The 26,018-nt window shown below is 48.7% G+C and carries 18 protein-coding genes; 6 read left to right on the forward strand and 12 right to left on the reverse strand.

Annotated features, from left to right (window positions below; genetic code table 11):
* The first annotated feature begins 406 nt into the window (after positions 1-406).
* The gene (locus tag ABXJ76_RS13385) at positions 407-2,857 is read left to right on the forward strand and encodes an Rne/Rng family ribonuclease (protein ID WP_432741176.1); all 2,451 of its coding nucleotides are present in this window, start codon (positions 407-409) and stop codon (positions 2,855-2,857) included.
* Positions 2,858-2,998: 141 nt separating this feature from the next.
* Here ABXJ76_RS13385 and dnaE read toward each other — a convergent pair whose 3' ends face one another.
* Positions 2,999-6,493 carry a DNA polymerase III subunit alpha gene (gene dnaE / locus ABXJ76_RS13390; protein WP_432741178.1) on the reverse strand — a complete coding sequence of 1,165 codons (3,495 nt, stop codon included), beginning with the start codon at positions 6,491-6,493 and terminating at the stop codon, positions 2,999-3,001.
* Between the two features lie 258 nt (positions 6,494-6,751).
* On the opposite strand from dnaE, the gene ABXJ76_RS13395 reads away from it, so the two are divergent.
* The gene (locus ABXJ76_RS13395; RefSeq protein WP_432741180.1) at positions 6,752-7,195 is read left to right on the forward strand and encodes a host attachment protein; all 444 of its coding nucleotides are present in this window, start codon (positions 6,752-6,754) and stop codon (positions 7,193-7,195) included.
* 1,089 nt (positions 7,196-8,284) lie between these two features.
* Complete coding sequence (gene ettA, locus ABXJ76_RS13400; protein WP_432741182.1) at positions 8,285-9,952, forward strand: energy-dependent translational throttle protein EttA; 1,668 nt, start codon at positions 8,285-8,287, stop codon at positions 9,950-9,952.
* A 157-nt stretch (positions 9,953-10,109) separates the two neighbouring features.
* On the opposite strand, the gene tusC is transcribed toward ettA, so the two are convergent.
* The 5 genes from tusC to mtnA all read right to left on the reverse strand — a co-directional run bounded on the left by tusC (position 10,110) and on the right by mtnA (position 14,281).
* Complete coding sequence (tusC, locus tag ABXJ76_RS13405; RefSeq protein WP_432741184.1) at positions 10,110-10,466, reverse strand: sulfurtransferase complex subunit TusC; 357 nt, start codon at positions 10,464-10,466, stop codon at positions 10,110-10,112.
* 4 nt (positions 10,467-10,470) lie between these two features.
* Positions 10,471-10,860 carry a sulfurtransferase complex subunit TusD gene (gene tusD / locus ABXJ76_RS13410; protein WP_432741186.1) on the reverse strand — a complete coding sequence of 130 codons (390 nt, stop codon included), beginning with the start codon at positions 10,858-10,860 and terminating at the stop codon, positions 10,471-10,473.
* Positions 10,861-11,300: 440 nt separating this feature from the next.
* Entirely contained in the window at positions 11,301-12,362 is a 1,062-nt protein-coding gene (locus tag ABXJ76_RS13415; protein ID WP_432741187.1) for a ParA family protein, read from the reverse strand.
* 169 nt (positions 12,363-12,531) lie between these two features.
* On the reverse strand, positions 12,532-13,251 hold the full coding sequence (gene cysZ, locus ABXJ76_RS13420; RefSeq protein ID WP_432741189.1) for a sulfate transporter CysZ: 720 nt from the start codon (positions 13,249-13,251) through the stop codon (positions 12,532-12,534).
* Positions 13,241-14,281, reverse strand: coding sequence for an S-methyl-5-thioribose-1-phosphate isomerase (gene mtnA, locus ABXJ76_RS13425; protein WP_432741190.1), 1,041 nt, complete (start codon positions 14,279-14,281; stop codon positions 13,241-13,243). The genes cysZ and mtnA overlap by 11 nt, the downstream gene beginning before the upstream one ends.
* Before the next feature lie 152 nt (positions 14,282-14,433).
* On the opposite strand from mtnA, the gene ABXJ76_RS13430 reads away from it, so the two are divergent.
* Together ABXJ76_RS13430 and ABXJ76_RS13435 are read left to right on the forward strand one after the other, a co-directional pair.
* Positions 14,434-15,747: a TRZ/ATZ family hydrolase gene (locus tag ABXJ76_RS13430; protein WP_432741192.1), complete on the forward strand. Its 1,314-nt coding sequence runs from the start codon at positions 14,434-14,436 to the stop codon at positions 15,745-15,747.
* A gap of 104 nt (positions 15,748-15,851) precedes the next feature.
* Positions 15,852-16,427 carry a Uma2 family endonuclease gene (locus tag ABXJ76_RS13435; RefSeq protein ID WP_432741194.1) on the forward strand — a complete coding sequence of 192 codons (576 nt, stop codon included), beginning with the start codon at positions 15,852-15,854 and terminating at the stop codon, positions 16,425-16,427.
* A gap of 41 nt (positions 16,428-16,468) precedes the next feature.
* Here the strand turns inward: ABXJ76_RS13435 and ABXJ76_RS13440 are convergent, their stop codons facing one another.
* The 5 genes from ABXJ76_RS13440 to ABXJ76_RS13460 form a co-directional block, all read right to left on the reverse strand.
* Positions 16,469-16,939 (reverse strand): CreA family protein, encoded by a 471-nt coding sequence (locus ABXJ76_RS13440; RefSeq protein ID WP_432741196.1) that lies wholly within the window; start codon positions 16,937-16,939, stop codon positions 16,469-16,471.
* 96 nt (positions 16,940-17,035) lie between these two features.
* Complete coding sequence (locus tag ABXJ76_RS13445; protein WP_432741197.1) at positions 17,036-18,640, reverse strand: ABC transporter ATP-binding protein; 1,605 nt, start codon at positions 18,638-18,640, stop codon at positions 17,036-17,038.
* Positions 18,633-19,976 carry an ABC transporter permease gene (locus tag ABXJ76_RS13450; RefSeq protein ID WP_432741199.1) on the reverse strand — a complete coding sequence of 448 codons (1,344 nt, stop codon included), beginning with the start codon at positions 19,974-19,976 and terminating at the stop codon, positions 18,633-18,635. Before ABXJ76_RS13450 ends, ABXJ76_RS13445 begins: the two co-directional genes overlap by 8 nt.
* On the reverse strand, positions 19,976-20,953 hold the full coding sequence (locus ABXJ76_RS13455; RefSeq protein WP_432741201.1) for an ABC transporter permease: 978 nt from the start codon (positions 20,951-20,953) through the stop codon (positions 19,976-19,978). Before ABXJ76_RS13455 ends, ABXJ76_RS13450 begins: the two co-directional genes overlap by 1 nt.
* Complete coding sequence (locus ABXJ76_RS13460; RefSeq protein WP_432741203.1) at positions 20,950-23,112, reverse strand: ABC transporter substrate-binding protein; 2,163 nt, start codon at positions 23,110-23,112, stop codon at positions 20,950-20,952. The genes ABXJ76_RS13455 and ABXJ76_RS13460 overlap by 4 nt, the downstream gene beginning before the upstream one ends.
* 133 nt (positions 23,113-23,245) lie before the next feature.
* On the opposite strand from ABXJ76_RS13460, the gene ABXJ76_RS13465 reads away from it, so the two are divergent.
* Complete coding sequence (locus ABXJ76_RS13465; protein WP_432741205.1) at positions 23,246-24,028, forward strand: enoyl-ACP reductase FabI; 783 nt, start codon at positions 23,246-23,248, stop codon at positions 24,026-24,028.
* Between the two features lie 63 nt (positions 24,029-24,091).
* Here ABXJ76_RS13465 and ABXJ76_RS13470 read toward each other — a convergent pair whose 3' ends face one another.
* Positions 24,092-25,954, reverse strand: coding sequence for a SurA N-terminal domain-containing protein (locus ABXJ76_RS13470; protein WP_432741207.1), 1,863 nt, complete (start codon positions 25,952-25,954; stop codon positions 24,092-24,094).
* Positions 25,955-26,018: the final 64 nt, after the last annotated feature.

A 26,018-nucleotide genomic window follows, 5' to 3' on the forward strand; every position in this document is an offset into this window, starting at 1 on the left:
ACATACTATTGTTCTGCGGTTTGATTAACAAAACTGCCTTGGAGCACTATTCAATGATGATTAACATAGCGGTTACTAACCACGCTGACTCATCATTGTAAGATTTTCGGGTTCATCGTTCGACCCTAGACGAACGATTAATAACTCCTGTTTAAGACGGAATTTACAACCAAGACTGAAAAAAGAATATTTATTTGCTTAGACTCTGTCCGTGCAACTATCCACGGTCTTCACCTAAGTGAAGGTCGGGATACCCATTACAACACGCAGAAACGGAATATTAAAACCGTAAAAACTAAGTTATGTAGAAGCGACTTTAATCGCCTGCCCTACACAAACACGATTACCCAAACCAGTCTGTTCAGTAAAATCTGACCGTGGAGCAGGAAACAACAAGGAATATTGAATGAAAAGAATGCTTATCAACGCTACGCAGCCAGAAGAACTGCGAGTCGCTTTGGTAGACGGTCAAAAACTATATGATTTTGACATAGAAGTACCTTCAAAAGAACAAAAAAAGTCCAACATTTACAAAGGGATAGTAACCCACGTAGAACCCAGCTTAGAAGCTGCCTTTATCAACTACGGCGCTGAAAAACACGGCTTTTTACCTTTTAAAGAAATCTCTCCGCTCTACCGTCACCTGCAAGATGGCGTCGAAAACGACGGCCGTCGTCCAGCCATAAAAGACCTGATTAAAGAAGGTCAGGAAATCGTTGTTCAGATTGAAAAAGAAGAACGCGGCAACAAAGGCGCAGCTTTAACCACCTATATCAGCCTGGCCGGCACCTATCTGGTGTTGATGCCTAACAACCCCAAAGCAGGCGGAATTTCGCGGCGCATCGAGGGCGAAACCCGTAGCGATCTGCGTGAAGTCATGGAAGCGCTTGAGATTCCCGAAAGCATGGGACTCATTGTTAGAACAGCAGGATGCGGTAAAAATGCCGAAGAATTGCAATGGGACTTAAATTATTTACTGCAACTCTGGGAAGCTATAGAGCGCTCTTCAGGTGAAAATTCAGCGCCATTCCTGGTCTTCCAGGAAAGCAACGTGATCATCAGAGCCTTGCGTGACCACTTGCGCGGTAATATTGACGAAATTTTGATCGACAATGAAGAATCCTTCATCCTGGTGCAAAACTTCTTAAAACAAGTCATGCCGCACTTTTTGCCCAAGGCAAAACTGTATCAAGATGCCGTCCCCTTGTTTAACCGTTACCAGATTGAATCCCAAATTGAAGTGGCTTATGGCCGGGAAGTTTCCTTACCGTCCGGAGGATCACTGGTTATCGATCATACCGAAGCGTTAACCTCAATCGACATCAATTCGGCGCGCGCCACCAAAGGCAGCGACATTGAAGAAACCGCGCTAAATACCAACCTGGAAGCGGCAGATGAAATTGCCCGTCAGTTAAGACTGCGCGATTTGGGCGGTCTGTTTGTTATCGATTTCATCGACATGATATCTAATAAGAATCAGAAAACCGTTGAAAATCAACTGCGCGACGCCCTAAAAATCGACCGAGCCCGCATCCAGACCAGCCGCATCTCGCGTTTCGGGCTACTGGAAATGTCCAGGCAACGGATGCGTCCATCGCTGGGCGATTCTACTCAACTGCCATGTCCGCGTTGCAAAGGTCAGGGTACGATTCGCAACGTAGAATCGGTCGCACTTTCCGTACTGCGTATTCTTGAAGAAGAAGCGATGAAGAAAGGCACCGAAAAAGTGATTGCTCACTTACCCATTGAGTGCGCGACTTTCCTGTTAAATGAGAAACGCAGCGCCATCGATCAAATTGAACACCGGCTGAAAGTCGGCATTGTGATCCTGCCCAGCAAGCATTTGGAAACACCGGCTTATGACATTGAGCGCATCAAGGAAAAAGAATCCGGCGATAGCAAAGCCAGCTACTTACAGATAAAAGCAGAAGACATCACCATCCCCGAATTTGCCCAACAAGTAAAACCGAGCGCGACAAAAGCCGCAGTCAAAGAATTCCTACACGATTCTCCGGCACCGGTACAAAACAAAAACGAATCAGCCAGCCTGATTCAACGTTTCTGGCAGAAACTTGTAGGCCCCAGCGCCAGTACTACAGAGCCTAAAGCAAGGGTAACGGTAGCCGCTCAATCTACCGAAAGAACCCAACCGACTAACGAGGGTCAACAGAACAAAAACAGGGGCAACAGGCCAAGCCAGGGGCAACCCCAAGAAAGAGGACGTGGGCGCGGACGCGGACAAGGGCGCGTTCAAAATCCAAAATCAGAGCAAGTTCAAGCACCTGAACAACGACAAGCACCCAAACCAAAACCGGAACAAAATCCGGATGAACCGCGTCCTAACCGTCCTCCGCGTGGTCAAGGCAGAAACGTGAAACGCAATCTCGATCCGGCCAATCTGCCTGCGCCAAAAATCGAACCCGTTAAAAGCGAAACTGTTGAGGTTGTCGACCTTATTGCAACCGCACCGGAACTTATTGCTCCTGGTGCAGTCACTACTGGAGATCAACCTAAAAGAAACAATGCCAGAAGAGGGCCGAATCGCAGAAGACCGCGCAACCCCAACTACAAAAAACCTGAATTTGATGGCGATTCAAATTCCACAAATGACGTATCCAGCGTAAGCAATGACGAGTCACGTCCGGCTCAAGTCCGTTCTTATGACAATGACTTTGCAGAAAGAGTGGAAAGAACCGAGCGCCCGGAACCTCAGACTAATGCGCCTAGCCAGGTTAGCGATAATCAGGGATCGGACGCACCAAGACCTGCACCTATTGCTGAACCGACTCCAACGCAAAAACCGGTTGTTGAACCCGCGCCAAAACCGGCTGAAGTAGTCAAACAAGAAACGGAATAACAACCCGAGGATTGAAGTGGTTGGTGGGCAACGATGTTTTGCTCACCAACCGCATTAACTCACCACGAAGACGTGAAATTCACGAAAAAAGCAGGATAAATACCCCCCAAGTCTTCATGCTTTCGACTTTAACCCTCATACTCACCTGTACCTAACTTCTACAACCTCGCTCCCCGACAACGCTTTCAATCGCGCAACCAATTCATCGGTTGGATGGACACGCCACGCATCACCCAACTGTAAGCTTGCTTTAGCAATCATTGATGTATAACTGATACTGACCGGACAACTTCCCCCCTTAAAAGGCTCAAGAGCAGCCATCAGCCTGGTAACAAAGCTATGATCTTCATACTCATTACCTACCGCATTCCAGACCAGTTGAATCCCTCTAGCAAAAACCTCCCTAGCCTGCTCCATGCTGTACAACTTCTCTACCGTTAAGCGTAGCGTTCCCAAATAATCATCAATACCCAATGCTCCTTCGGCAACCAACAGGCTATCGCGAGAAAAAATACCCCGATATTTTTCATAGACATCACCAAATACTGCAATTTCAAGTCTGCCGGTTCGATCATCAATGGTCGCAAAGCCCATGGTTTTACCGCTCTTGGTCTGTCGGGTACGAACTTCGATAACCAAGCCAGCCGTCCGCGCTTCCATCTTCCTGCTTTTGGAACGCTCCACATTGGCCAACAGCGACTCTATAGTTCCGTTGGTAAACTGCCTTAATTCAGCCTCATATTGATTGATCGGATGCCCGGTCAAAAACAAACCCAGAACCAGCTTTTCCGCCGCCAGCCGTTCATTTTCCGACCACGGCTCAACCATCGTGGAATAAGCATGTACATCATCGATATTTCCGACATTAACCGCCAGACCGAACAAATCGTTCTGGCCTGTTTTCGCCATTTTCCCGTATTGGTCGGCAACTTTTAATACCGTGGGCAACTCTGCCAAATGCCCGGCCCGGTTATCGTCAAATTCATCGAAAGCCCCGGCGCGTATCAACGCCTCCAGTACTCGCCGGTTGAATTTGCGCAAATCGACCCGCTTGCATAAATCGTACAGGCCGGAAAAAGGCCCGTTTGCTTCCCGCTCGACCAGCATTTCTTCGATGGCCGCCTCGCCGACGCCCTTTAGTGCGCCCAGGCCGTAAACGATCTGCCCTGCATCGTTGACGGTGAATTTGTATTTTGAAACATTGATGGTCGGAGGACAGACTTCCAGCTTCATCTGCTTGCATTCTTCAATTAATATGACCACCTTGTCGGTGTTGTCCATATCGGCAGACAACACCGCCGCCATAAATTCGGCAGGAAAATGAGCTTTCAACCAGGCAGTTTGATAGGCAACCAGCGCATAAGCGGCGGAATGCGATTTATTGAAACCGTAACCGGCAAATTTTTCCATCAAATCGAACACATAGGTCGCTATAGTTTCATCAACCTGATTTTCTATGGCACCGGCGGTAAATTTGTCCCGCTCTTTGGCCATTTCCTCCGGTTTTTTCTTACCCATCGCCCGACGCAGCATATCCGCCCCGCCCAGCGTGTATAACGCCATTTCACGGGCGATTTGCATCACCTGTTCCTGATACAAAATAACGCCGTTGGTGGGCTTTAAAATCGGCACCAGCAACGGATGCGCATATTCGGCTTTGGCTCCGTGCTTGACGTTGATGTAATCGTCGACCATGCCCGATTCCAACGGTCCCGGACGGAACAACGCCACCAGCGCGATAATATCGTCGAAGCAGTCGGGTTTCAGCTTTTTAATCAGCTCCTTCATGCCGCGCGACTCCAGCTGGAACACGGCGGTAGTCTGGGCGTTGGTCAACAGCTTATAAGAAGCTGCGTCATCTCGGGGAATGGTGGTTATATCAACCAGCGGCTTGCCTTGTTGTTTGTGTTTGGCGTTAATATCCTGCAAGGCCCAATCGATAATGGTCAGCGTACGCAGTCCCAAAAAGTCGAACTTGACCAGACCGACCGCTTCCACGTCATCCTTATCAAACTGGGTGACCAGGTTATTGCCGTCCTGGTCGCAATACAGCGGGGTAAAATCGGTCAACTTGGTCGGCGAGATCACTACGCCGCCGGCATGTTTGCCTGCGTTTCTGGCCGTGCCTTCCAACGACAGCGCCATATCGATCAGCGCCTTGACTTCTTCCTCGGTATCATAAAGCTGTTTCAGTTCCGGACTGTCTTTCAGCGCCTTGGTCAGCGTCATGCCGATTTCAAACGGAACCAGCTTGGCCAGTCTATCGACAAAACCATAACCGAAACCCAGCACCCGGCCGACATCGCGGATAACCGCTTTCGCCGCCATCGAACCGTAGGTGATGATCTGCGCGACATGATCGCGGCCGTAATGACGGGCGACGTAATCGATCACCTCGTCCCGGCGATCCATGCAGAAATCCACGTCAAAGTCGGGCATCGAAACCCGCTCGGGATTCAAGAACCGCTCGAACAGCAGGTCGAATTCGATCGGGTCGAGGTCGGTAATCTTCAGCGCATAAGCCACCAACGACCCCGCACCCGAACCCCGGCCAGGACCTACCGGAATCAAATTGTTTTTCGCCCACTGGATAAAGTCGGCAACAATCATGAAATAACCGGGAAAACCCATCTGGGTGATCATTTTCAACTCGAAATCCAGGCGGTCATAATAAACGCGCCGGTTTTCCTCATCCGTCCCCTTGCCCACTGCCGGATAGTGCTGCAAACGCTGTTCCAGACCTTTCATGGCCTCCTCGGCCATAAACTCGCCCAGATTCATGCCTTCGGGTACCGGAAAATCCGGCAGGAAATTTTCGCCCAGCGTCAGCTTTAAATTGCAGCGCTTGGCAATTTCTACGGTGTTTTCTAAAGCCTCGGGTATATCGGCAAACAGCGCCTGCATTTCTTCAGTACTACGTAAATATTGCTGATCGGTGTAATCTTTGGGCCGACGATTATCATCCAGCACCCGGCTCTGATTGATGCAAACCCGCACTTCATGGGCGGCAAAATCCTGCTGATGAACAAAGCGCACATCATTGGTCGCCACCACCGGCAAACCGGTTGCCAACGCCAGTTCGACGGCGGCGGCGATATAGCGCTCCTCTTCAGGCTTGCCGACCCTTTGCAATTCCAGATAAAAGCTTTGCTCGAACACTCCGCCCCAAAACTCTGCCAATCGTTTGGCCGCATCAGGGTTTTCGGCTAACAGCGCTCGGCCTATATCCCCGCTCATCGCGCCGGACAACGCAATCAGACCGTTATGATTGGCGACTATCCACTCTTGCCGTAGCATCGGCACACCTTGGTGCTGGCCTTCCTGATAAGCTTTTGAAATCAACTCGGTCAGCGTGATGTAACCGGCGTGATTATTGACCAGCAAGGTCAAACGATACGGCGTAGCGGGGTCTTCTGGATTAAAAACCAATACATCGGAACCGGCTATCGCCTTGATGCCCTGCCCTAATGACGCCTTATAAAACTTAACCAGTGAAAACAGATTGGCATGCTCGGTAACCGCAACCGCCGGCATATTTAACTCAGCCAGACGCTTGACCAAGGGTTTAATTTTGACGATCCCGTCTACCAGGGAGAATTCAGAGTGGAGTCTTAAATGGACAAATGTGATCTGCATGGGGATTAGGGAATTGTTTCAGCTTTACTATTATGCCGGGCAGGCTATTTTACCCTGTCTGCAAGATTTGCGTGTGACCAACATAACGCCAAACACAAAACCAGTAACCACAGTTCTACCGCCTAGTATTACTACTTATTGATTGAAGCGCTTAATGTCTCTATTCTATGTCTAACAATGCAAGACTTATGTTTTTAGCTTTAATGAGTTTTGCAAGTAACGCGTTATTTAAACAAAATCATCACAGAGGGAACCATCATGAAATTAACCTGGATACTCGTTGCTGACAGCGCTCGTGCACGCATTTTTACTGCCGACACGTCCGCGTCCCCTTTAGAGGAAATTGAAGACTTTTCTCATACCGAAAGTCGTTTACATGATCGGGACATAACTTCCGATCTGCCAGGAAAGATCAAAAGCGTCGGTGGGGGCGGCCATGCTTTTGAGCAACCTACCGACCCGAAAAAACACGAAGCCGATAATTTTGCGCATATTATTGCCCAATATCTGGAAGACGCACACAACACAAACCGGTTTGAGCAACTACTGCTTGTTGCCTCACCTTCTTTTCTTGGCTTACTACGCAATCATCTGTCTGAACAAGTTAGAAAGCTGGTTCGCTTCGAACTCAACAAAGAAATAACCATGTTGAGTGTTGCCGATATTCGGCAACATCTTCCCCAATATTTACCAAATCTTTAACAAAACCGCGCGTTCCTGCATGCCAATGCAGGAACGCGAACTGCCCTTCAACACCGTATACAGCGATAAAGCCGTATCCAATACTTACGCACAAAATCTGTGGATAACTCTGTGTATTGATTGTTTTCTTTAGTGCTTACTTGCGGTTTTTATTGGTGTTTTGTTAAATCGTACAAAAACGCAACAAATCAATAATTTTATAAACTATCAATGACTTACAACTGCTTAGCGGCACTTAAACGGCGCATTCATAAGGCAACGCTAAGCCACTGATTGTTGCTGTGTGCAAATACTATTGTCTGTTCGGCATAGCTGTACAAAGCGGCAACCACGGGTTTACCCATGGTTCAGTAGAATGGGACGGCGAGCAGGATGTCACGCAGATACTTGAGAGAACTCAAGCTTGGGAATTTGGTGTTCCGAGTCCTGTCGAAAGGCGCTAATCTCCGATTTCGTGAAAAACGAAGCGGCTCCCAATATAGAAATCGGGAGCCAGAAAAATTATATTAACTCTTAGAATCTTTTTTGGTTTTCTTCACCGCTTTTTTTTCTTTCGGGCTTAAAGCAGGTTTTTTCTTGTCTTCTTTATTGCTTTTTTGTTCTTTGCTCATGGTATTCACTCCGACTAATTGATGGTTTTTCTAAAAATTCATGCAAATGACACAGGGACACCCGTGTTTTAAAGATGACTATTGCCAAATTCGACTGCCGAATGCAGCGAATTAAGCATACGCTGATGGCCTGCTTTATGCCAATTCCATCTACGTTGAAAACACACCGATTCAATGCCGGAATGCTAGACAGGTAAAATGGGTATTGACATCCGTACAACCGACATTCCGCATACCCATGCCAATTCATTGAAATTAAATGATATTGTTTTTTACCAATTAGCGACATAATTTTCAACGGATTGATTTTAAATGCTTAATTTTCAGATGCGCGGAATGCCGGGTACAATTTTTACCTTTGAAACTGACTGCACATTCAGCCCTTTGATCATCAACGCTTAAAAATTACCAAATAACATGGAATAATAGCCGACATCGCGATACCCTCTACCCACCTTAAACTGCTGAACTAAACACTATGGCGCAATACATCTACTCAATGAACCGGGTCGGCAAGATTGTCCCGCCCAAAAAATACATCCTCAAGGACATCTCGCTGTCTTTTTTCCCCGGCGCAAAAATCGGCGTGCTGGGCTTAAACGGCTCGGGTAAATCGACGCTGCTGCGCATCATGGCGGGCATCGACAAGGAAATCGAAGGCGAGGCCATCCCACTCAAGGGCATTAAAATCGGCTATCTGCCGCAAGAGCCGCAACTCGACCCCAATAAAACCGTGCGCGGCAATGTCGAGGAAGCGGTCGCGGAAATCAAGGAAACCTTGGCGAAACTCGACGCCGTCTATGCCGCTTACGCGCTGCCCGATGCCGATTTTGACAAACTGGCCGCCGAACAAGCGTTCCTGGAAGACTTCATCAATGCCTGCGACGGCCATAACCTGGATCGCAAGCTGGAAGTCGCCGCCGATGCGTTGCGCTTGCCGGATTGGGATGCCGATGTCACCAAGCTGTCCGGCGGTGAAAAACGCCGCGTGGCCTTGTGCCGGTTGCTGTTGTCCAATCCCGACATGCTGTTGCTGGACGAACCGACCAACCATTTGGACGCGGAATCGGTCGCCTGGCTGGAACGGTTCCTGCACAATTATCCCGGCACTGTGGTTGCGGTCACCCATGATCGCTACTTTCTGGACAATGTGGCCGGTTGGATTCTGGAACTGGACAGAGGTTCCGGCATTCCGTGGGAAGGCAATTACTCCAGCTGGCTGGAGCAAAAGAGCAACCGGCTGTTGCAGGAGGAGAAACAGGAATCTTCCCGCCAAAAAGCCATGAAAGAAGAGTTGGAGTGGGTGCGTTCCAGCCCCAAAGGCCGTCATGCCAAAAGCAAGGCCCGATTGGCGCGCTTTGAAGAGCTGTCTTCATCCGACGTGCAAAAACGCAACGAGACCCAGGAAATTTATATTCCACCCGGCCCCCGTTTGGGCGACGTGGTCATTGAAGCCGACAACATCAGCAAGGCTTTCGGCGACAAGCTGTTAATCAACGGTTTGAGCTTTAAACTGCCGCCCGGCGGCATCGTCGGCATTATCGGCCCTAACGGCGCGGGTAAAACCACGCTGTTTCGTATGATGGCCGGTGTTGACCAGCCCGATTCCGGCACCCTAACACTGGGACAAACCGTTCAACTCGCCTATGTTGATCAGTTGCGCGATGACCTGGATTCGAAAAAAACCGTGTTCGATGAAATTTCTGATGGGCTGGATTTGATTACCGTTGGCAAATATGAAACGCCATCACGGGCTTATGTCGGTCGTTTTAACTTTAAAGGTGCAGACCAGGGAAAACGTATCGGCGATCTTTCCGGCGGCGAACGCAACCGTGTGCATTTAGCCAAGCTGCTTAAAACCGGCGGCAACGTGCTGTTGCTTGATGAGCCGACCAATGATCTGGACGTTGAAACCCTGCGCGCATTGGAAGAAGCGCTGCTGGCTTTCCCCGGCTGTGCGGTGGTGATTTCGCATGATCGCTGGTTTCTGGATCGGATTGCTACGCATATGCTGGCGTTTGAAGGCGACAGTAACGTGGTCTGGTTTGAGGGTAACTATGAAGATTACGAGGCCGACCGCCACCGCCGTTTAGGTAGCGATGCGGATAATCCTCATCGGTTGAAGTATAAGAAACTGACTGGGTAAGAAGTTATAAAACCACGAAGGACACGAACGACTGCAAGGATGCAGGAGGTAGAGCAATGCAGGAGCAATTGCCGAGAACACGAAGTTTTTACTTTGGCTTTTCTTCGTGCTCTTCGTGTCCTTCGTGGTAATTAAAAGATCTGCTAAAGCTTACGCCCTACCCCGCAAACACCACATCAAACCGCTTCATCAATCCGGCTATGTCTTTCCGGTAAAGCTCCTGCACCGGCAGGCACAAATCGCCCGGCTTTAAGCCGCGTTCCTGTAGCGACTCCACTTCAGTGTAGATGTCGTTAACATCGTAGATTTCCAGCGCTTTAAAAATGGAGGCCGTATCTTTCATGCCCGCTATTTCAGGATTCTGACCGTTTTTCAGCTGAAATACGCCGTCGTCCAGCAACAAGATACTGACGTGCTGGTCAAAAGCGGCGGTGGTCAAAATAATATCCAGCATTTCCTGAACCTGTGCGCCGCTGTGCGGGGGTTTACGCAGTACAAATAAATAACGCTTCATGCCCTCACCCGAATACGATAAAACGGTCGGCTTCCAGCGTGGCCTCAACCAGCTGCCCCAGACCGGAAATACGAAAGCCCTCGGCCAAATCGTTATCCTTCTTACCCTGTCGCTGGGCCTCGTCGGCGCATAACAAACCGCGCCGTTGCGCGGCGGAAATGCACACCACCAAGTCAATCTGATGCAGTCTTGCCAGCTCGCTCCATTGCGTAGTGAACTGGAGTTCGTCATCCGGCGGGGTGGCATATTTGAACGCATGGTAAACGCCGTCGTGATAAAAAAACACCCGGAACACTTCATGTCCCGCTGCCAAGACAGCATTGATAAACTCATACGCGGTATACCCGGCATTGGACTGGTAAGGGCTGGCGTTAACTTGGATGGCAAATTTCATTGGGTTTTAACACTCATCGCAGTCAAAAGGATTGAGGGTTTTAAACAAGCCGGACGGGATATGTTGCCCCGTTCGAAACGTTTTGAGTTGGTTAAGTTATGACCATTTACTTAGGTATCATAAAAACGTTAGGAGCGGGGTTGAAACCTAGGCGTAGGTCGGAATAAGGCCATCCAAGCGCGTAGCGCGAGGTGGCGTTTCCGGCGAATTCGAATGGTGTTTGCCGGAAACCCCAGTTTTCGCTGCCGCTCGAACCGGCTTATTCCGGCCTACATGACTGTTCCATACGGAAAACTCCGGTAATTAACAATATAGTCGTACCCTACATGGCTTTGATTAACGGTTACCGTTACACTCTTACTATTCTTTAGCCCACAGTAAGAGTACCTATAGGAATTCCCATAGCATCAGAAAATATAGATAAAGGGGATGACAAGCTATTATTCAATACGTTGTACAAGATCCTTTAAATTTGGCACTTGTCTATCGAGCTGAGACTGATTAACAGTTATAGTTACTCCTGCTACTTTTCTTTGTCCCGCAGTAAGAATACCGATAGGAATTCCCAACGCACTTGAAACAACTGAGGCTGAATTTGCGTCATTTACCTCAAACTGAAACATATTTTTAAATGATCTTTTGTTATTTGGTTTAGTGGCACCAAAAGGATGTATGCAAAATGGAGTGTCACTGGATTGCCATACTGTATAAATTTCATCGCTAATTTCATTGACGACTGTTTTAAAAGCAGAAGCCGATGAAGAGTTCATTTGCGTCAACCTATTACCTATGTACATATAAATTTCGGGTAATGACATTTTATTTCTAGTGGTTTCAATGTAAAACTCTGATTGTGCATCATTTGGTTGTCGTCTTTGTCCATATACAAGGGACAATACAGCTTTAACCGCTCTTTTTGATGAACCATCTGCAGAAAACGGAATTAATAACCTGTCTGCTGCTGTTAATGCCAATTCTGTATAAATAGAAAAACTGGGGTTACAGTCGATAAAAACACAGCAATCTTCGTTATTCCATGAATACTTAATATCTGAAATCAAATCTGTTATCCATAGATGAACGATACGCCAGGCATCATCGTATCCCCTCGGATCTGCTTGGTATGATACTTGTGAGGATTGAAGTTCTAATTTTTCGTCGCCTACAACGAGATATACATTACTAGGCACTTTATCGTTATATTGAGAAACCTGCGTTATATAATCTGCACCAGATTTTGTCGAAACATAGGGGCTTCGACTTCTATCATTAATATATCCAGAGATAGTTTTTCTTGATTGTTGCCCATGAATAGTATTGAGGGTTTCTTCACCATCCACCATTCCACCCAGCAACATAGATGATGAATTTGCTTGCGGACACAAATCAACCACCAGCACTTTTTTATCTGAGTGTTGACGGGCATATTCTGATGCCAATTGGAAAGTTAAGTAACTTTTGCCGACACCACCTTTGTTATTCCAAATTGCATAAATAGCCATGTTTTAAATTCTCACATTATGTTGTAGTTGGCTGTATTGTAGCTAAACATGATCTATTACTGTTAATAATGTGTCGTGATTGCTGTATTCTGTGAAATTCGAAGAAAGCTTTTTACCACAACAAATAGACACCTTAATTTAAGCCAGTAGACGCTTTACCGTTTTCGGCTCAATCCTGCTTAATCTCGTTAAAATAAAGCGTCGCGCCAATCACCGCAGCCGGGGCGATGATGATATTCAGCACCGGAATGGTCAACCCCAGCACCGCCAAGCCGCCAAAGCTTAACGCGCCCAGCCTGACGCTTTTGACCAGGTTTTTCTGTTCGGAAAACAATACACCCTCGTTTTCCAGCGGATAGGCCAGGTATTCCAGCGCCATGCCCCAGGCGCCGAACAGAGCCCATAGCACAGGCGCAATTACGTTGATACCGGGAATAATCGACAATATCAGCAACGGCAAGGCTCGGGTTCCCAGATAGCCCATGCGTTTTAATTCCGCAAGCAGAACCTTAGCTAAGGGCGGCTCACTTATTGTCATGGGTTTGTCGCTTACCATGGCCAGCGTTTTTGCCGATAAATGGCCGTAAAAAGGCGCGGCAATCAGATTCGCCAGTACCGTAAAAGTGAAAAAACCGGCGATGAAAAAGCTGATAAAAAACAGCGGCCATAATATCCAGCTTAACCATTGCAGCCAGCCGGGGATGAATTGATCAATCAAGTCCGAAATATAAAAATATCCCAAGACCAAGGCGGCGCTGTACAAAACGATATTAATCAATACCGGAATGATGATGAATTTGCGCAATTCCGGGCGACTCACTAATTTCAGGCCTTTAAATAAAAAACCTACGGCTAATACCGGGTTGTTGCCTTTTTTATTAAATTGCATGTCTTAATCCTCCCACGCCTTGCTCGGCAGGATTCAATACCACACCGCGCTCGGTCACAATGGCGCTAATCAGTTCCGCCGGGGTTACGTCAAAGACCGGATTCCAGGCGCTAACCAGGGAATCCTCGTTGCTATAACACGCAGGCAATAATTCGTTCGGGTTGCGTTGTTCGATTTCTATCAGATCACCGCTAGGCATAGTCCAGTCTATGGTCGTGGTTGGTGCTACCACCATTAACTTGACGCCATGCTGTTTGGCCAGCACGGCCAGGGAATAGGTGCCGATTTTGTTGGCCGCATCGCCATTCGCGGCAATGCGGTCTGCACCGACCACAATCCAATCGACAGCACCGGACTTCATCAGCCATGCCGCCGCCGAATCGGCAATCAAGGTCGAAGCAATGCCGTCTTGCGCCAATTCCCAAACGGTCAGCCTTGCGCCTTGCAGCCAGGGCCGGGTTTCGCCCGCATAAATGTTAATGCGCTGGCGTTGATAAGCGCTGCGAATAACGCCCAGCGCCGTGCCGTAACCGCCGGTTGCCAAGGCCCCGGCGTTGCAATGCGTCATCACGCCTTTAGCGCCGGCCAGAATATCGGCGCCCAGTTCGCCCATTTTGTAATTGGCCGCAATATCGTCGCTGTGGATTTTTTCCGCACAAGCCAGAATAGCCAGAGGCGGATTATCCAGCTGCTTGGCCAATGTGGTCTTCATCTGACCCAGCGCCCAAAACAGATTGACCGCCGTGGGCCTGGACTTTGCCAGCATGGCTATGTCAGCCGTCACTTTTTGCCGCCAATGATTGGACTGCGCGTAATGCTTACGTACCGACAGCGCCACGCCGTAAGCCGCCGCTATGCCGATAGCCGGTGCGCCGCGAACGCGCATGCTTGCAATGGCTGCCGTTACGCCGACGGCATCGGTGTATTCATCGTAAACAATTTTTTCCGGCAATTGCCGCTGATCCAGCACTTTTAAAGCATCACCTGTCCATTGCAAGGCTTGTACAGTCAATTTATTTTGCATAGTCATTAATATAAAAATAAAATCTAATTATTCAGTGTCTTTATAAGAGACAAAAGGTGCAAGGTTTTTTTGCCCGTCGCCTTTCGCCTAAATCTTTCCTTCGTGCCGAATAGTGTCTAAAAAGTTATAATTCGGCAACCCAAACCTAGGAATATCTTATGACAGTTGTCGATACCCTCATCCACGCTCGCTGGATTATACCCGTTGAACCGGAATCCGTAACCTTAGAACACCATACGCTGGTTATCGATAATGGTCGAATCATCGACCTGCTGCCGACCGATCTTGCCCGGCAAAAATATCAAGGCACAATCACCGAAAACCTTGAACATCACGCCCTGCTGCCCGGCCTAATCAACAGTCACACCCATGCCGCGATGACCTTAATGCGCGGCATTGCCGACGATTTACCGCTGATGGACTGGCTTGCCAACCATATCTGGCCGCTGGAACAAAAATGGATGAGCGAAGCGTTTGTCAAAGACGGCACCGACCTGGCGATAGCCGAGATGATACTGGGCGGGACGACTTGCTTCAACGACATGTATTTCTTCCCGGAAATCACCGCGGCGCAGGCGAACCATCACGGCATCCGCGCCAGCGTCGGCCTGATCGTTATCGATTTTCCGACGGTCTGGGCCGAAAACAGCGACGCCTATATTGAAAAAGGCCTAGCTCTGCATGAACAACTGCGGCACCATCCGCTGATTTCCACGCCGTTTGCGCCGCATGCGCCGTACACGGTGTCGGACGAACCGCTGCAAAAAATCAAAACCCTGGCCGACGAACTGGAACTGCCGATCCATATGCATGTCCACGAAACGCAGCACGAAGTCGAGCAGGAACTGGAAAAAACCGGACAGCGCCCCTTGCAAAGATTGCACGAACTCGGCCTGATCGACCCGTCATTCATAGCGGTACACATGACCCAATTAACCGATGACGAAATCGCCCGGTTTGCAGAATCTGGCGCTCATATCGTGCATTGCCCCGAATCCAATTTAAAACTGGCCAGCGGCTTTTGCCCGGTTGCCAAATGTATCGCGGCAGGCATCAATGTGGCGTTGGGCACCGACGGCGCGGCCAGCAACAATGACCTGGATATGTTCGGCGAAATGCGCACCGCAGCATTGCTCGGCAAAGCCGTTGCCGGTGACGCCAGCGCCATTCCGGCCATGACCGCCCTGCGCATGGCGACCATCAACGGCGCCAAGGCCTTGGGTCTGGACAATGAAATCGGCTCGTTAAGTATCGGCAAAGCCGCCGACGTGATTGCCGTTGATTTATCGCATTTGGAAACCCAGCCGTTATATTGCCCGGTTTCGCAGATTGTGTATGCCGCCAGCCGCCAGCAAGTCACCGATGTCTGGGTGGCGGGCAAACGCCTGTTAAAGCAGCGTCATCTGACTACGGTTAATATTGATGAGTTGAGGATAAAAATCGCCGAATGGCAGGAGCGACTGGCGGGTTGATTGTTTTTGTTTATTTAAGCCGAGTAGGGTACGCTGTGCGTACCATAATAATGTCGAATGATACGCACAGCGTACCCTACTCGGCTTCCACTTCGGAGAAGACGATGGCTACCGCAGAACAATTGCAACAAAAGTACACCTATACCGATTATGCCCAATGGCCTGAAAATGAGCGTTGGGAGCTGATTGATGGCGTACCGTATGCCATGACCGCACCGCAACGACTGCATCAGGATATTGTTTCCGAATTGTGCAGGCAAGTCGGCAATTACCTGCAAGGCAAGCCTTGTAAATTTTATGTTGCCCCTTTCGACGTGCGCCTGCCACGCAAGGATGAAGCCGATGCAAAGGTGGAAACAGTGGTGCAACCCGATCTGAGCGTTATTTGCGACCAGTCCAAGCTGGACAAACAAGGTTGCCGTGGTGCGCCCGATTGGATTATTGAAGTGCTTTCCCCTTCTACCGCGCTAAAGGACATGAACACCAAACGCAGTCTTTACCAACAGCATGGGGTTCAGGAATATTGGATTATCCACCCGGAAGATCGTTGGATTCTTGTATATACACTGGATGAACAAGGACATTACGGTCAGCCCGGAGTATTTGGCATGGATGAACCAACGACCGTTCAACGATTCCCGGATCTGAACATTGATTGGTCGTTTATGAAAATCATTTAATATCAAAAGGTACGCACAGCGTACCCTACATGACTACCGCTTTACTGAGTCCACTTCATAACCGGCACAGATGAAATAGAATTCTTTGGAGAACCTTCAATCACTTTGTCGCTGTAAGCCAAGTAAACCAAAACATTGCGTTTTTTATCATAGAAACGCACCACTTGCAGACTCTTAAAAATCAGCGACAGGCTTTCTTTAAACACCACATCGCCATTTTTCAATTTATCCAGTTTGCTTGTATCGATTGCACCTATTTGCCGGCATGCAATTGACGCTTCTGTCGGATCTTCAGCCAGACCTACCGAGCCTTTAATTCCACCTGTTTTAGCGCGTGAGACATGGCAGGCAACGCCTAAGACTTCAGGATCATCGAAAGCTTCAATCACAATTTTATTATTGGCTCCCAGCAGCTTAAATGTCGTGCTGACATCACCTATCTCTTCGGCTGACACCGTAAAAGCTAAGGTACTGAGAGCCATTGTTGCCGCAAGCAAAATTTGTTTTTTCATAAGTTTATCCACAAAGTTAAGAAGTTATACTGTCTTTATTACCTGAACGCAGCTTGAATGTTAAACCCTTGTCGCGAACCCACTCAAGTTTTACTCTCAATGATCCATTTTCAAAACCGGTACAGCCGCCAATAGTTTTTTGGTATAAGCCTGCTTGGGCTGGGTCAAAACCTCGGCCACACTGCCCTGCTCGATGATCTTGCCCTGGTACATAACGGCAACGTCATCGGCTATTTCTGCGACGACGGCAAGATCATGGGTGATGAACAAATAGCTGACGCCTTTTTCCTGCTGCAAGGTTTTAAGCAACTGGATAATCTGCGCCTGTACCGACACGTCCAGCGCGCTGGTCGGCTCGTCGCAGACGATCAGTTTGGGTTCGACCGCCAAGGCGCGGGCTATGCAGATGCGCTGGCGCTGCCCTCCGGAAAACTCATGAGGATAACGCAGCGCCGAATCTGCGGGCAAATCGACTTGCTGCAACAGTTGCCGGACTCTGGCCTTGCGCTCATCCTGACTCACCTTGGGATGCAAGGCTCTGATGCCTTCGGCGATGATGTCGCCGACCAGCATGCGCGGATTCATCGATGAAAAAGGGTCCTGAAACACGATTTGGATATTGGCGCGTTGTTGCCGCAAAGCTTCTCCGCTTAAGGCATTCAACTCGACGCCGTTGATCACGACCCGACCGCTGCCGGGTATCAGGTTTAACAAACTCTTGCCCAAGGTGGTTTTGCCGCAGCCGGATTCGCCGACCAGGGCCAGGGTTTTTCCTTGCTGTATGTCAAAACTGACGCCGTCGACTGCCCGCACAAAATCGACTACCCGCTTGAAAATGCCTTTCCGGATCGGGTAATAACAATAAAAATCGCTGACCTGTAGCAACAGCGATTTTTCTTGCGCGCTGTGCGACAGGCAACTCTGCATCAACGGCAGCGCATTCAGCAGCTTGCGGGTATAAGGATGTTTGGGCTGGTTAAAAAACTCGGCGGTCGCGCCGGTTTCGACGATTTTACCCTGCTGCATGACCGCAACCCGGTCGGCCATTGTGGACACCAGCGCCAAGTCATGACTGATCAGCCACAACGCCATGCCGGTCTGTTGCTGGATAGCTTTCAGCAGCGCCAGGATTTGCGCCTGGATGGTCACATCCAGCGACGTGGTCGGTTCGTCGGCGATCAGTAAATCCGGTTTGCCCGCCAAGGCAATGGCTATCATCACCCGCTGCCGCTGGCCGCCGGAAAGCTGATGCGGATAGTCCTTAATGCGCTGCTGGGCTTGGGGCAGTTCGACTTGCTGCAATAATTCCAGCGCCCGTTGTTTAACCGCTGCCCTGGGCAGGTCAAAATGCAGCTTAATGACTTCCTCGATTTGGCTGCCGATGGTCATCACCGGGTTCAGCGAAGACATCGGATCCTGAAAAATAAAGCCGATGCGCCGGCCGCGGATTTTGCACAGCTCGAATTCGGAGCGGTTCAGTAAATTATCGCCGTGCAAGTTGATCGCGTCGGCATTCAGCCTTGCATTATTGGGCAATAATCTGAGCACCGACAAGGCGGTGATCGATTTGCCGGAACCGGATTCCCCGACCAACGCGAAGGTTTCGCCTGCATGGATCTCAAAACTGATGTCGTCGACCACCGTCTGCCGGTGGTTGAAGGTCACGCTAAGCTGCTTAACGGCCAGTATCGGATTATTCATTGCCGCTCCGTCTCGGATCGAACGCATTTTGCACCACATCGGCAAACAGGTTAGCTGCCAGCACCAGCGCGAACATAAACACAAAGGCGGCCGTCAGCGACCACCACACGATAGGCTCGCGCGCCATTTCCAGCCGCGCGCCGTTAATCATATTGCCCCAGCTGTAACTGGTCGGATCGACGCCGATATTGATGTAGGACAATACCGCTTCGGCCAGCACCAGCGAGCTGAAATCCAGCACCACGGAAATCAGCACGATATGCATCACGTTGGGCAGGATGTGGCGCAGCAAAATCGCGCCTTGCTTGACGCCCAAGGCAGAGGCGGCCTGAACGTATTCCATTTCCCGGAGTTTGAGGGTTTCCGCCCGGAGCAACCGGCATAAGCCCGTCCAACTGGTCACGCCGAGGATCATGCACAGGAATAATAAGCGCGTATCGGCCCTGACAATAACGCTGGTGAAGGCCGCTTCATGATTGGCCATGTACACCTGCACCATCAGGATGGAGGCGGCTATCAGCAACACGCCGGGGATCGAGTTGAGCGTGGTGTAAATGTATTGGATGATGTCGTCTACCCAGCCGTGAAAAAATCCGGCCAGGATGCCGAAGATGATCGCCATCGGCAGCATGATTAACGTGGTTAAGGTGCCAATGACCAAGCCGGTTCGTATGCTTTTTACCGCCTGATAAAAAACGTCTTCGCCGACTTTGTCGGTGCCAAAAATATGATAATAGGCGGATAAGTAGATTGAGGCGTAACTGAACGACACGATAACAAACACGACTGCCCAGACTGTTTTCGCCGTTGAACTGCGCATGAAGCGTTTATGCTGCTCAGCTAATAATCCCCACATCAGCAATATAATAAAACCAATCAAACTGGCGCCTTGAGCCAAGCCGTAAACGGCTTTTTGCAGAATGTCGGCAATATGCTGCGTTTCAGTATCCTCCAAATGCCTGCCGCCGAATTCCAGACGCGGATAAGCCCATTGCATGGAGCCGTCCGCCAGCGTCATCATTTCCTTGCTGTACAGCGTGGTTGCAAAAGGCGCGGAATAGGTTTTCTCGCCATGCTCGCGCAACGGCGTCGCGAAGGCGTCCAGCAGACTGATAATCTCGTTTTTCTTGTCGTCTGCAGGTTTAAAATGCACGGAATCGAGCAAGCCGATCAGCACAAAAAACAACAGCACCACCAATGACGCCATGCCGATTTTACTGCGGCCTATTTGTTGCAGAGGGCGCTGAATATGTTCTTTGCCGCGCAGGTAAATGCCCAGCGCCAACATTACTACAATCAGCACATAGATCAATGCGTCTGTCCATAAAACCACCATTACGACAACCTCACGCGCGGGTCAACCAGGGTGTAGGAAATGTCGGTCAATAACAGCCCGATCACATATAGCACCGACCCCAGGAAAACCATCGCGCGAACGATAGCGAAATCCTGGCTGTTGATCGCATCTATGGTGTAGCTGCCTAAACCGGGGATGCTGAAAAACGATTCCATGATCAGGCTGCCCATGAATAGCAACGGCAACACGACCACTACGCCGGTCAAAATAGGAATCATCGCATTGGGCAGCACATGCCGGAACAGGGTTTGGGTTTCGGTTAAGCCCTTGGCTCTGGCGGTGCGCACATAGTCTTTTTCGACTTCTTCCAAAAACAAGGTTCGGTACCAGCGAACGCCTGAACCTATACCGGAAAACACGCCGATCAACACCGGTAAGATCAGGAATTTAACCGCCGCCATGCCGTCGTCATAGCCGGATATAGGCACCAGCCTTAAGACTTTACCGATGAAAAACTGTCCGCCGATGATATAAAACAGCGAGGAAATCGACATCAAAATCACGCATAACACCAGACCCGCATGTTCCAGGTAGCTGTTGCGAAACAACACCATCATCAGCGCAAAACAAATATTCACCAGCAGGCCGATCATCAGCGTCGGCAATGCCACGGCAAGACTGGGCCAGGCGCGTTCTTTAATGTCTGCACCGATATTCCTGCCGCTATCGGACACCCCGAAACGAAACAAAAACAAGCCGACCGATTTTTGATAAAAAATAGTGTCGGTTATTTTTTTCTCGCCTTGAGCATCGTCATTCCAGAGCAACGGCACATCGTAGCCGTGTTGCTGTTTCCAGTTGGCGATGGATTGCTCGGTAACGTGCTTTTGCCCCAGTTGCATCCTCGCCATATCGTCCGGGCTGTTGACGACGAAGAACAGTACGAAGGTTAAGATATTGACGCCCATCAACAAGGGTAAGCTGTATAAAAGTCGCCGGATGATATATTGAGTCATAGCCTGGTTTCCTTGATCCGGCGGCGATAGGCAATAACTGCCGGAATCAACATCAACACAAATACCGCGCCACCCAACACCAAAGGCCAAAATACCGGTTCATTCCATTGTTGCCTTTTTGTATCTCGATCGGCCGTATCAATGCGGGTATATTTCAGCTGGTTATTCGCCATCAGATTGGGTTTGAGGTTTTTGTACCAGTGATGAAACAGTGAAAAGTTCTTTGGATGATAACCGAAAACCCACGGCGCATCATGGCGCACAATCTCCTGCATTTGCTGAATAATCCGGTAGCGCTGCTCGCTGTTATCCATGTTGCGCATTTGCTCGAATAAACGGTCGAATTCGCGGTTATGGTAATTGGCGGCATTTTCACCGCCGTGCTGCACTTTGGAATTGGCACCGTACAGCAGGAAAAAGAAATTTTCGGGATCGGGGTAATCGGCGTTCCAGCCCCAGACAAAGATCTGCGCATTACCGGTACGCATTTTTTCCTGGAAACGGTTGTAATCGGTGCCGCGTATCACCAGTTTTATGCCCAGCTTTTCAAATTGTTTGCGATACCAGTTCATCCGGGGACGATCATCAATACTCGCAGCTGTGGTATCAAAATACAAAATCAGGGCTGCTTTAGTTTTGGGATCTATACCATTGGCATAACCGGCTTCGGTCATCAGTTGCCTTGCGTCAGCGATTTTTTTACGCTGAGTTTTACCATCCAGCCACTCGTAAACATAGGGATTAATGCCCGCCTTTTCATCAAACCCATAAATGCCGGGCGGCAAAACGCCTTGCGCAGCAACGCCGCGCCCGTTGGTAAAAATGGAGATGTATTCTTCATAATCGACCGCGATAGCGATAGCCTGCCGTAACTTTCGCCCCTGTTCGGTCTCACCGCCTACGGTCGCGTCAAGCATGTTAAAACCCATGTAAAAACTGGAGATCGCCACCGAGGTTTGCAGCTGGATGCCTTTTTCAAGCATGATAGGCGTTAGCGCAACATCGCCGCTGCCGGTAAATTGTATGGCCTGATCGAAACTGTCAGAGGCGATGCCCGACGCATCGTAATAACCTTGCAAAAATTTGGTCCAATAGGGAATGGTTTCTTTTTCCAGCATAAAAACCACTTTATCGATAAACGGCAGTTTTTTTCCCGCATCAACCAGTAGGCCTTTTTGTTTGTCTTCAGCTTCGCCTTCGGTCGGATAGGTTTCAAGATGGAACAACGGGTTTTTAAGCAAGACCATGCGCCGGTTCGGGTTATTTTCGGCCATTAAATAGGGCCCTGTACCTAGCGGAAACCAGTCCAGGGTAATGTTCTTGTCGGCAAGTCCGGCCTGATCGTAAAACACATCCGCTTCCCACGGCATCGGCGAGAAAAACGGCATGGCTAACCAGAAGATGAATTGCGGATATTTGCCTTTAATACGAATACGGTATTGGTAACGGCTGAGTGCTGTCGTACCGACCATCGGCAGGTTTCTAAGCGCTGCCTTGGGTTTATCGCCAACCTGTTTGGAGAAATCATCAAAACCGACAATATAATTCCTCATGATTTCGGCTATCGGCGACTGAATTTTGGGATGCGCCAAGCGTTTGATCTGGTAAACATAATCCTCAGCAGTGAGTTCACGCGAGCCGGTGGCTTTAAAATCATTCAGCGACGCAGCCGACTCGATTTGCGCTGGGTTTAACCGGTGATATTCATAATCGCCCTGGGCGTTTTTTGCCAGCGCAGGGTGCGGCTGATAACGAATACCGGGCTGAATTTCAATCATATAATCGGTAAACGCAATATCGTCGTCATTTGCGCCATAGCCCAATTTCTCGCCTTTCTGATTCAGGTGAATAACCTCAGGCATACGGGCAGCGGTTAACGGCACCAATTGATAAGGCCTTTTTAAATAATGATATTGAAAAGGCGGCTCGTAAATCTGCGCGATAAAGGCATATTCGTTGGCATTGTAGGATACAGCCGGATCAAAATGCTTGGGCCGCTCGGAAAATGATTCGTATAAAACCGCCTGCTTGCCTTCGTCTTCGCTATACGGATTATTAAGCTGCTCTGATTCCCTCGCCATACACGAAACCGAGACGGCCAAAAATACGGCCGACAACATCAGGACTAATACACGAACTTTGCAGGATTGCATCTTCATACGACTACATGGAATTAAAAGGCAGGCCAACGCATGGAACAGCGGTGTGCCGACAACAAAAGACTGGACATCAATAAAAGGCTCATAGATACTTGAATCTCTATTGTAACAACAAAAACACCGGGAGATGATAATGGGTTTTATGCAGGGCAAACGGGTCTTGATTGTGGGCTTAGCCAGTAATCGTTCTATCGCATGGGGTATTGCTCAAGCCATGCATCGCGAAGGCGCTGAATTAGCTTTTACCTTTCAAAATGAAAAGCTGCAAAGTCGCGTCGAGGAAATGGCTGGAAAATGCAATTCCAACATTACCATTGAATGCGATGTCAGCATTGATGAACATATCGACACGGTATTTAACAAGCTCGGCGAACACTGGGACGGTTTGGATTGTATCGTACATTCGGTCGCCTTCGCACCCCGCGACGCACTGAACGGTGATTATGTTGATGTGACCACCCGAGAAAACTTTAAAATCGCTCACGACGTGAGTTCTTACAGCTTTACCGCCTTGGCTAAAGCCGGACGCGCGATGATGCAAGGCCGCAACGGTTCGCTGTTAACCCTGACTTATTTAGGTGCCGACCGGGCGATTCCTAACTACAATGTCATGGGTGTTGCCAAAGCCAGCCTGGAAGCCAATGTCCGTTACATGGCTGTGGCCTTAGGTGCGGAAGGTACGCGCGTTAATGCTATTTCAGCAGGCCCTATCAGAACGCTTGCTGCATCGGGTATTAATGATTTTAAATCCATGCTCGGCAAAGCGGCCGATACCGCGCCTTTAAAGAAAAACGTCACCATTGAAGAAGTCGGCAATGCGGCGGCTTTTATGTGTTCTGATTTGGCTTCGGGTATTACCGGCGAAATCACCTTTGTGGATTGCGGCTATAATATTGCCGGTTTAGCGGCATCTTAAAGCAATAATTTTGACACAAAAAAAGGGAGCTTTAAGCTCCCTTTTTTATTTCAGGTTCGAAGTTTATTTAGGTGCTTTTACCGAGATGTCAGCATCTCCCTGTAAACTGTTTACCAACGCATTAAACTCAGTCTGACCGAAAGCTTTGGCAATATTTTTGGTCGCCAAGTCCATTTGTTTCTTGTCGTCCTCAGTCATTACGCCTTCTTTTACTTTTGACAAACTCACGACCACCTGCTCACCTGCAGGCAATTCAGCAATAAAGAGGGTCGGCTTGCCACCAACAGGCTTAGCCGCCTTAAAAATCGCTTCACTCAACGGCAATGGCACATCATCCTTGTTGCGCGTTAATCCCGCAACCGTCTTTACTGGCAACTTATTTTCAGCAGCAACCGTTTGAATAGACTCTCCTGCCTGTAACCGGGCTTTAATCTGCCGCGCGGTTTCGACAGCCTGTAATTTGGCTTTATCGGCCAATAATACGGCAACTATATCCTGCTTAACATCTTTTAGTTCTCTCACAGCAGCAGTCTTGTGCTCTGAAAGCCGCAACACGACCAGACGATCGGTTCCCAATTCTATAGGTGTACTATTATTACCTTGCAAAACTTCTTCAGTGAAGGAGGCGTGCCGAATTTTTTCGTCAGCGGCAATACCATCACCTTTATTTTTGGTGAACAAGGCCGATTTCTGGATAGTGATACCCAACGCATCCGCCACTGTTTTCAGATTGTCAGGATTTTCATAACTCATTTCGGTCAGCGTTTCAGCTGACTCATAAAAAGCGGTTTCTGCCTGGGCTTTCTGAAAAGCCTTGGTGGCTTCGTTTTTAACGGCATCGAACGGCTTGATCTCTCCCGGCATTAACTCGGTGACTTTGATCAAGTGATAACCAAATGCCGACTTAACGGGTTTTGATACTTCACCCAATTTTAAAGCACTCGCAGCGTCTTCGAATGATTTCTCCATGACGCCCACATTAAACAGGCCTAAATCCCCGCCTGTTTTAGCGGACAATTTATCATCGGAAAATTCCGCCGCAACAGTTGCAAAGTCTTTAATTGCCAATTCTTCTTGGGCTTTTAAAGCTTTGTCTAAAGCGGTTTTTTCGTCGACCTTGTCATTAATTGCAAACAGGATATGACTGATTTTTCTTCGCTCTGCAGTAGTATATTGATCTTTCTGCTCTTCATAGTAGGCTTTTAGCTTGTCATCGGTTACCGCTATAGTCTTGGCTATATCTTCAAGTGCCAATTCTATGTACTCTACAGAAACCTGCTCAGGCGTTTGATATAAGTCCTGATGCTGCTGATAATAGGCCGCTATATCTTCCTCTGAAGGCTGTTCTGTCGACTTTTGCACCGCAACGGTGATGTAATCTACATCGCGCTGCTGATTCTGGATTTTGAAAAAACTTTCCACATCATATTTTGTTGCAAAACTGCTATCGATAATGCTGCGCTGAAACTGTTCCATGATCAGAGCATTCTTGATTCTGTTTACAAATTCCCCTGAGGACATTTTTTGTAAACTGAGCATTGTCTTATATCGCTTATCATCAAATTTTCCGTCTACCTGAAAATAGGGCAAGGATTGAATAAAATCACGCGCCGTATCATCAGTTGTAACCAGACCTTTAGCATGCACATGTTGCAATAAGACCTCATCTTTTATTAGTTTTTCTAATGCTTGCGCCTTCAAGGTTTGTTCGTCAAACGCCATCCCCTGAAAATTCTGGCTATATTGCTCATAAGCCTTATTAACATCGCGCTGAAAAAAATCCTTATCACCTACGGAAGCGACAGGCGCCTCTTCTCCAGTATCCACATAATTCTGAATGCCCCATAAAGCAAAGGGGACACAAATTACTATCAAAATACCCCATGCAAAAGCACCTTGTGCTTTTTCTCTAATTTTTGTCAGCATAATGCTCTGCCCTAAAGAAACAACTTACAATAATCAAAAAAAAAGCCCCGAATCAATTGATCCG

The organism is Methylobacter arcticus, assembly GCF_050917435.1.
In the GTDB taxonomy this organism is placed as follows: Bacteria; Pseudomonadota; Gammaproteobacteria; order Methylococcales; family Methylomonadaceae; genus Methylobacter_A; species Methylobacter_A titanis.